We start from the raw sequence: 7,904 nt of genomic DNA on the forward strand, positions 1-7,904 counted from the left end.
GGGCTCGATCAGGGCCCATTGCTCGTCGGTGAGGTCGCCACGTGCCATGCCCGATGGTTTATCAAGAGCGACCGGTTCCGCGGCGCCGATTACCCAAACCGTGATCTGGACTCCATACAGGACCTAGGGGAAGCGGATGGTGATGGCCAGACCGCCGTCCGGGCCCGGTGCGGCGGTGGTGGTGGCACCGTGGGCGTCGGCGATGGAGCGGACGATGGACAGGCCAAGGCCGTGGCCCTGGACCGCGCTGCGGTCATGGTCGAGGCGCCGGAAGGGTTCGAACAGGCCGTCCACGCGGGCCGGGTCGATGGGTGGTCCGGAGTTGGTCACGGTCAGCCGGCAGGTGTCGACGCGGACGGTGACCGTCCCCTGCGGGTGGTTGTACTGGATGGCGTTGCGTACCAGGTTGGAGACCAGGTGCTTGAGGAGTACCGGGTCTCCGTTCAGGGGCAGGGGCGTGGTGTGCAGGGCTGTGGTGACGGTGTGCTCGGCGGCGAGGGAACTGAGTTCACCGGCGGCCTGCCGGGTGAGTTCGGCGAGGTCGGTGTCCTCGGTCTCGTCGAGTCCGCGGTCGCTGCGGGCGAGCAGCAGAAGTGCGGCGATGAGGTGTTCGGCATCGTGGTTGGTGGTGAGCAGGTCCTCGCGGACCGGGATCAGGTGGGCGGGAAGTGGGTCGGCGAGGCCGACCTCGATGCTGGTGCGCTGGACTGCCAGGGGGGTGCGCAGCTCGTGGGAGGCGTTGGCGACGAACCGGCGCTGGCTCGTGAACGATTTCTCCAGCCGGTCCAGCATGGTGTCGTACGTGTCGCCCAGCTCCCGCAACTCATCCTTGGGCCCGGCGAGTTGAAGGCGTTCGTGCAGATTCACCTCGCTCATCGAGCGGGCCGCGAGAATCACCTTGCGTAGGGGCCGCAGGGCCCGGCCGGCCAGCCACCAGCCCATGACCCCGGACAGTACGGCCATGACGGCCAGGCCGACCGCCGACCACAGCACCATCTGCCGTACGGCCGCCTCCTGGAGCCTGTTGGTGATTTCAATACCCTCCTGTCGGGCCCCTTGCACGTCGCCCGCCGAGGCGGCGGGGTCGGGACTCGTCGGGCTTGCGGGGCGGAGCGAGGTCGAGGAGGTGGGGCGGGGACGGGGGGGATGGTCGGTCTGGTCGGTCTGGTTGATCGTGATGCGCGCGAACTGCTCCATGGTTCCCTGCCGGGCCAGCACCGTGACGAAGAGCAGCAGTGCGGCGCCGGCGCAGAAGAACAGCGCGGTGAAGGCGGCAACGAGTTTGGCGCGGAAGGTCAGACGGTCACGCAGCACGGCCCGCAGACGCCCCGGGTTCAGTAGGGACAGGGGGTTCAGCACAGCCGGTAGCCCTTGCCGTCGTCGACGGAAATCGCGTCGGGGCGGCCGAGTTTGCCGCGCAGCCGACTGATGGTGGCGCGTACGGCGCTGGTGCGCGAGTCCAGGTTCTCGTCCCATACGTGGTCCAGGAGGGCACGGTGGGTGACGGGTTCGCCGCGCGCCTCCATCAGGAGCTGGAGTACGGCGAACTCCTTCGGGCTCAGCTCCACCGGCTGCCCCTCGATGCGGACTTCGCGCCGGGCCCGGTCCAGCTCGATGCCGTCGTGCCGCAGAATCACCGGCGGTGGCGTGGGCACGCGACGGCTCAACGCCCTGACCCGTGCGAGGAGTTCGGCGAAGTCGAAGGGTTTGGCCAAGTAGTCGTCGGCGCCGAGATCGAGCCCGGCCACCCGGTCCTCCACCGAACCGGCGGCGGTGAGCATGAGGATACGGGGCGGGTCCTGGAGTTCACGCAGGCGCAGGCACACCTCGTCGCCGCTCATGACGGGCAGGTCCCGGTCGAGGACGATGACGTCGTAATCGGTGAGCAGGCACATCCGCTCGGCCGCGTCCCCGGAGCAGGCGAGGTCGACCGCGATGGCATGGCGGCGCAGGCCGGTGGCGATCGTACGGGCCAGGATGTGGTGGTCTTCGGCGATCAGGACCCTCATGGGGGAGCTTCCTCGGGTGGGTGCGCGGCAGTGACTGAAGGTAACAAACAGGATGGATCGGACCGCGGTTCTGCCATGCAAGCAGAAGGGCGATTGCAGAGGGATAAGCGTGGCGGGGCCAGGCGGCCTCCGGTGCTTATCTCCCTGCGCACGGCTGGCTGCTTCTCTCATGGAGCAAGCACCGCCTCCCCCTCCCCCCCCGAACCGTGAGGTCCCCATGTCTGTCCTCTCTTTCCGTAAGCGCTGTGCCCTGGCCTCGGCCGCCATGGGTATGGCCCTCGCCCTGTCGGCCTGCGGCGGAGGTGGAGGCGGCAGCAGTGACGACGTCGCCAGTGCCGGTGGCGAGAAGAAGCCGTCCGCCGACGCTCCCCAGAAGGAGAAGAGCCCGGAGGAGATGCAGAAGGCCCGGCTCAAGTACGCGTCCTGCATGCGCGAGCAGGGCATCGACATGCCCGACCCGGACGCCGACGGACAGCAGGTCGCCCAGCCAGCCGACGCGAAGAAGTTCCAGGCGGCGGTCGACAAGTGCAAGCAGTTCATGCCGAACGCGGACGGACAGGCGCCGGGGTACAGCCCAGAGCAGAAGGCGAAGGACGTGAAGCTGGCCCAGTGCCTGCGCGGCAAGGGCGTCGAGGCCGAGGACCCGACCGCCGACGGGATGATGAACATTCCGAACGGTGACTCGCAGAAGACGCAGGATGCCCTCAAGGCGTGCGGCGCCGTGTCGTCCGGGAAGGCCGGCCAGTGACCGCCGCCACGGAGAGCAGCACCGTGCCGCAGGGCGAAGACGGCGGGGACGATCTCCATGTCGCCGCCCCGCGCCACCGGCCCCGCGGCCGCAAGAGCCGCGGCCGCTGGATCATCGCCGCTGTCCTGGTCGCGGCAGTCGGCGGCAGCGTGTACTACGCGACCGTCGACACCGGCCCCGCCCCGGTGGCGGGCGCGGACGAGCCGAAGCAGAACACGGACAAGGTCACCCGCGGGACACTGGTCAACAGCAAGCAGGTCGACGGAACGCTCGGCTTCAAGGGCAGCACCTCGGTCAACGGCCGGCTGGCCGGGACCGTCACCGGCCTGCCGGGAGTCGGCAGCACCGTCTCGCGCGGCGAGCAGCTCTACGGCGTGGACGGAAAACCCGTGATCCTGCTGTACGGGAGCTCGCCCGCGTACCGGGACATGAAGAGCGGCGACAAGGGCGAAGACGTACGCCAGCTGGAGGAGAATCTTCAGGCTCTCGGCTACAGCGGCTTCACCGTCGACGAGGAATTCACCGACCTGACCGCACAGGCGGTCAAGCGCTGGCAGAAGGCCCTCGGTGTCGCGCAGACCGGGAACGTGGAGGACGGCAGGGTCGTGTTCGTCTCCGGGGCCCTGCGGATCGGCGAACGCAAGGCCCCGGTCGGCTCGGCCGTCCAGCCGGGCGCACCCGTGCTGACCGGCACCTCGTCCAAGCGCCAGGTCCATGTCGACCTGGACATCGCAGACCGGGCGCTGGTGAAGGAGGGCGGCTCGGCCACCGTCACCCTTCCCGACGGCAAGACGGTCAAGGGCACGATCACCGGTGTTGGTACGACGGTGAAGAAGACACCAGGCGTGAACGGCGGCGCGGACAAGTCCACCATCGGTGTCGACATCGATCTGGACGGCGATGTCGGGGACATTACCGAGGCGCCGGTCACCGTCGGGCTCCAGAGCGAGAAGAAAGAGAACGTCCTGACGGTGCCGATCACCGCACTGCTCGCGCTCAGTGAGGGCGGCTACGGCGTCGAGGTCATCGGCGCCGACGGGAAGAGCACGGTCGTCGCCGTGAAGCTCGGCATGTTCGCGAACGGCAGGGTCGAGGTCAGCGGCAGCGGCCTGGCAGCGGGCGCCACGGTAGGGGCCGCCGCATGACGCCGTCGCTGACGGGAGCCGCGCCGAGGGGGCCCTCGCCGACCGAACCTCCGCTGGTGGAACTCGAAGACGTCGAGCATGTGTATCCGGGCGGGGTGCGGGTGCTCCACCAGGTGTCCTTCCGCGTCGAGCGGGGCGAACTCCTCGCCGTCGTCGGCCCGTCGGGCTCCGGCAAGTCCACCCTGCTCAATCTGATCGGCACCCTGGATGTGGCGACGTCCGGCACCCTACGCATCGACGGGCACGACGTCGCAGGGCTGAGCGAGAACAGGCTGTCCGCACTCCGGGCCCGGTCCATCGGCTTCGTCTTCCAGCAGTTCTTCCTGGCCGACGGGGTCAGCGCGCTGGACAACGTCGCCGACGGGCTCCTCTATCTGGGCATCCCTCGCAAGGAACGCCGGGCGCGGGCCGAAAGGGCCCTGCGCCGGGTCGGCCTCTGGCACCGCCTGGACCACCGCCCGAACGAACTGTCGGGCGGCGAGAAGCAGCGCGTCGCCATCGCCCGCGCGGTCGTCGGCGACCCGCCACTGCTGCTGGCCGACGAGCCCACCGGGGCGCTCGACACCGCGTCCGGAGCGTCCGTGGTGGACCTTCTGCGCGAACTCCACGCGGCCGGCACGACCGTCCTGGTCATCACCCACGACCAGGAACTGGCCGCCGCACTGCCCCGCCGTATCCGCGTACGCGACGGCCAGATCACCGAAGGGGTGCTGCTGTGAGCCGCCGCCCCGACCCGCAGCGCCTCGCCGCGAGTCGTCTCACCCCCCGCAGGCTCAGCCTGGCCGACACCCTGCGGGTGGGCAGCGTCGGGCTGCGCACCCGCCCCACCCGGGTACTGCTGTCGGCGCTGGGCATCGCGATCGGGATTGCCGCGATGGTCGCGGTGGTCGCCGTATCCGCCTCCAGCCAGGCTGCGTTCAACGCCCAACTCGCCTCGGTGGGTACGAACATGCTCACCGTGACACCTGGAAAGGACTTCACCGGCAAGCCCGCGCCGCTGCCCGAAAAATCCGCTGACATGGTCAAGCGCATCGCCCCGGTCGAGAGCGCCGCGGCCACGGGCAGCGTCAAGGACGCCAAGGTCTACCGCAACGACCGCATCCCCAAGGCCGCCAGCGGCGGCATCGGCGTCCTGGGCGCCGGACTCGACCTGCCCAGGACCGTCGGTCTCGACATGGCCGCCGGCAGGTGGCTCAACGGAGCGCAGAGCCGCTACCCGGCCGTCGTTCTCGGGGCCACCGCGGCCGAGAAGCTGGGCATCACCGCCCCCGGTGCCCAAATCTGGCTCGGCGAGCAGTGGTTCACCGTCACCGGAATCCTGAAGAAGGCGCCGCTCGCCCCCGAACTGGACTCCTCGGCGCTCATCGGCTGGGACGCGGCCAAGACCCGGCTGGGCTTCGACGGCCGCCCCACGATGATCTACACCCGCACCGTCGACAGCAAGGTCGACCAGGTACGCGGAGTCCTCGCCGCCAGCGCCAACCCCGAGGCACCCAACGAGGTCACGGTCGCCCGGCCCTCCGACGCGCTGCGCGCCAAACAGGCCGCCAACCAGGCCTTCACCAGCCTGCTCGTCGGCATCGGCGCCATCGCCCTGCTGGTCGGCGGTGTCGGGGTGGCCAACACCATGGTCATCGCCGTACTGGAACGGCGCGGCGAGATCGGCCTGCGCCGCGCGCTCGGCGCCACCCGCGGCCAGATCCGCACCCAGTTCCTCACCGAGTCGGTCATGCTCTCCGCCCTCGGCGGCATCAGCGGCGCCGCCCTCGGCGCGGGAGCGTCGGCGGGATACGCCCTCTCGCAGGACTGGCAGGTGGTCGTCCCGCCCTGGGCGCTGGGCGTCGGGGTCGGCGCCACCATGGCTATCGGCGCGCTCGCCGGACTGTGGCCCGCCGTACGCGCGGCCCGGCTCGCCCCCCGGGCCGCGCTCTCCGGACCGTAACGACCTCACCCACGATTGGCAGCGGCGTCGCGGCGTCTGGGACCACGACGGCGAATCCCAGCCTCCGGTCAGCCGCCCGATCCTGTCGGCTGTTGCGTTCTCCGGCTGCGAGCCGCCGGTATGCCGCCCGCTGTTTATGAACGAGGTGCAGGCCGTTTACGGGATCCCGGTGTCGGTAGGTGCGATGGGCATCGTTGAGCTCGTGGTCAGCGAGTTGGTCACCAACTCGCGCAAATACGCACCCGGTCCCTTCCTGCTGGACTTCGGGGTCGAGGACGGGGTCGTGGAGATCAGCGTGTGGGACACCGACCCGACTCTGCCGGTCGCCTGCGCTGCCGATCCGGGCCGGCCGGGTGGGACGTCACGGCTTGGAGATCGTCATGGCCGTGTGCCGCAGCTTCGAGCTTCTGCGTGAGCCGGTGGGCAAGCGGGTCAAGGCTGCCGTGGTTCTGGCCGACGATCCCTGCGGCATCCAGTAGGTCGAGGCAGGTCGAGCGCAGTCAGCAGCGCGTCGAGGTCGGCGGCAGGCGGGTGACGCGGCTGGCGGAGATCGTGGGCCGCTGGGCTTCGACGCGGGCTGCCAGAACCTCCTCTACCGCTACATCAACCACAGGCAGCCGCGAAGAGTCGCGGCAGATCATGAGGAGCGCATGCGTGGACCGGCTCGCGTACCCGGCGGGGGCGCAGCGGGACGGCGGTGGTCATCACGGCCCGGCCTGCGTCAGCAGGGCCAGGGCGGTGGCGAACCGTGTGTGCGGGGCGTGGGCTGCCACCGCCTGTGCGTCGGCGGCGGTGTCGATGTCACGCAGCACCGGCAGGTCCCGCACCTTCAGCCCGGCCTCGGTCAGCCGCTGGCGTTGTCGGGCGCCGGTGTCAGGGACGTCTATCGGTACCCCGCGCAGCAGCGCGGGATCGGGTTCGGCGAGGCCCAGGGCCCAGAAGCCGCCGTCCAGTGCCGGGCCGAACCATGCGTCGCAGCCCTGCCAGGCGTCCTCGGCCAGCGCGGGCGCGAGGACGGCGGGGGTGACCTGCGGGGTGTCCATGCCGATGAGCACGGCCGGACCGGTACAGAGTCCGAAGGCCGCGGCCAGCCGTTCGTCCAGCCCTCCCTGCCCTTGTGGCAGGACCTCGATGCCGGGCGGCAGCCAGGTACCCGGCGAACCGTCGAGGACCAGCACACGCCGCTCGGCGGGGGCCGCGAGCATGGCTTCCAGGGAGTCGGTGAGCATCGCCTGGGCCAGGAGCGCCGCCTCCTGGGGCGTGTACGGAGGGGTGAGCCGGGTCTTCACCCGCCCGGGCACCGGTTCCTTGGCAAGGATGAGCATCGTGGTCACCGCGCACCCACTCCACCGGGTGCCGGGACCGGCGGCTCCGAGAGCACTGAACGCATGTCGTGCACCGCCTGCCAGGTGCCCCGCCAGGTCCCGGTCACTTTCGACTTCCCGGCCCGCGGACGATAGGGGACATCGACTTCGCTGACACGCCAACCCGCGTCGGCCGCGCGCACGACCATCTGGAGCGGGTAGCCGCTGCGCCGGTCGGTGAGGCCAAGGCCCAGCAGCGGCTCACGCCGGCAGGCGCGCATGGGCCCCAGATCGTGCAGCCGTAGTCCGGTGCGCCGACGCACCATCCGGGACAGGGCCACATTCCCGGCCCGCGCATGAACGGGCCAGGCCCCGCGTCCCTGCGGGCGACGCCGCCCCAGCACCAGGTCTGTCCCTCCGTCCGCCACCTCCTGCACGAACGAGGGAAGCAGTCCGGGATCCAGAGAGGCGTCACAGTCGCAGAAGCAGACGAACTCAGCCTCCGCCGCCAGCAGCCCCGCATGGCACGCGGCGCCGAACCCACGCTCCGGCTGGTACACGACCGTCGCGCCGAACGATGCGGCGACGGCGCCTGGGGTGCCCCGAACTTCCCGGACAGAGGACCAATAGGGGCGTTGTCAGGTTGGGTGAGTCCTGGTGGGTGTGTTCTGGTTCGGGGCGTATCTGGCCGTGGTGGTGACGGTGGTTCAGGCTGCTGCGGACAGGCCGAGAGTCCCGGTGATCTGGTCCCAGATC

Annotated in this window: 7 protein-coding genes and 2 pseudogenes; 5 read left to right on the top strand and 4 right to left on the bottom strand. The window is 70.4% G+C overall.

Translation table 11 applies throughout. From position 1 onward, the window contains the following. Nucleotides 1-123: 123 nt before the first annotated feature. Both OTB19_RS40745 and OTB19_RS40750 read right to left on the bottom strand, forming a co-directional pair. Nucleotides 124-1,359, bottom strand: a complete 1,236-nt coding sequence (locus OTB19_RS40745; protein WP_267803912.1) for a sensor histidine kinase — start codon at nt 1,357-1,359, stop codon at nt 124-126. Then, on the bottom strand, nt 1,353-2,009 hold the full coding sequence (locus tag OTB19_RS40750; RefSeq protein WP_267803914.1) for a response regulator transcription factor: 657 nt from the start codon (nt 2,007-2,009) through the stop codon (nt 1,353-1,355). The genes OTB19_RS40745 and OTB19_RS40750 overlap by 7 nt, the downstream gene beginning before the upstream one ends. A 217-nt stretch (nt 2,010-2,226) precedes the next feature. On the opposite strand from OTB19_RS40750, the gene OTB19_RS40755 reads away from it, so the two are divergent. From OTB19_RS40755 to OTB19_RS40775, 5 genes and pseudogenes are all read left to right on the top strand, one after another. Further along, nucleotides 2,227-2,757 carry a hypothetical protein gene (locus OTB19_RS40755; RefSeq protein WP_267803916.1) on the top strand — a complete coding sequence of 177 codons (531 nt, stop codon included), beginning with the start codon at nt 2,227-2,229 and terminating at the stop codon, nt 2,755-2,757. Beyond that, nucleotides 2,754-3,902 carry an efflux RND transporter periplasmic adaptor subunit gene (locus OTB19_RS40760; protein WP_267803918.1) on the top strand — a complete coding sequence of 383 codons (1,149 nt, stop codon included), beginning with the start codon at nt 2,754-2,756 and terminating at the stop codon, nt 3,900-3,902. The genes OTB19_RS40755 and OTB19_RS40760 overlap by 4 nt, the downstream gene beginning before the upstream one ends. A gap of 53 nt (nt 3,903-3,955) precedes the next feature. Continuing rightward, nucleotides 3,956-4,621, top strand: coding sequence for an ABC transporter ATP-binding protein (locus OTB19_RS40765; protein ID WP_324289651.1), 666 nt, complete (start codon nt 3,956-3,958; stop codon nt 4,619-4,621). Continuing rightward, nucleotides 4,618-5,844 carry an ABC transporter permease gene (locus OTB19_RS40770; protein ID WP_267803921.1) on the top strand — a complete coding sequence of 409 codons (1,227 nt, stop codon included), beginning with the start codon at nt 4,618-4,620 and terminating at the stop codon, nt 5,842-5,844. The genes OTB19_RS40765 and OTB19_RS40770 overlap by 4 nt, the downstream gene beginning before the upstream one ends. Nucleotides 5,845-5,923: 79 nt before the next feature. Beyond that, nucleotides 5,924-6,323: pseudogene (locus OTB19_RS40775) on the top strand (ATP-binding protein). Between the two features lie 225 nt (nt 6,324-6,548). Here OTB19_RS40775 and OTB19_RS40780 read toward each other — a convergent pair. Then, nucleotides 6,549-7,169, bottom strand: a complete 621-nt coding sequence (locus OTB19_RS40780) for a TIGR04282 family arsenosugar biosynthesis glycosyltransferase (protein ID WP_267803922.1) — start codon at nt 7,167-7,169, stop codon at nt 6,549-6,551. A 5-nt stretch (nt 7,170-7,174) separates the two neighbouring features. Continuing rightward, nucleotides 7,175-7,735: pseudogene (locus tag OTB19_RS40785) on the bottom strand (glycosyltransferase family 2 protein); the annotation flags it as partial. Between the last annotated feature and the right edge of the window lie 169 nt (nt 7,736-7,904).

The sequence above is a fragment of the Streptomyces sp. H27-H5 genome (assembly GCF_026627505.1).
GTDB lineage: Bacteria > Actinomycetota > Actinomycetes > Streptomycetales > Streptomycetaceae > Streptomyces.

Coding starts and splice junctions, on each gene's coding strand:
- OTB19_RS40750 (WP_267803914.1), bottom strand. CDS start 2,009: ATGAGGGTCCTGATCGCCGAAGACCACCACATCCTGGCCCGTACGATC.
- OTB19_RS40755 (WP_267803916.1), top strand. CDS start 2,227: ATGTCTGTCCTCTCTTTCCGTAAGCGCTGTGCCCTGGCCTCGGCCGCC.
- OTB19_RS40780 (WP_267803922.1), bottom strand. CDS start 7,169: ATGCTCATCCTTGCCAAGGAACCGGTGCCCGGGCGGGTGAAGACCCGG.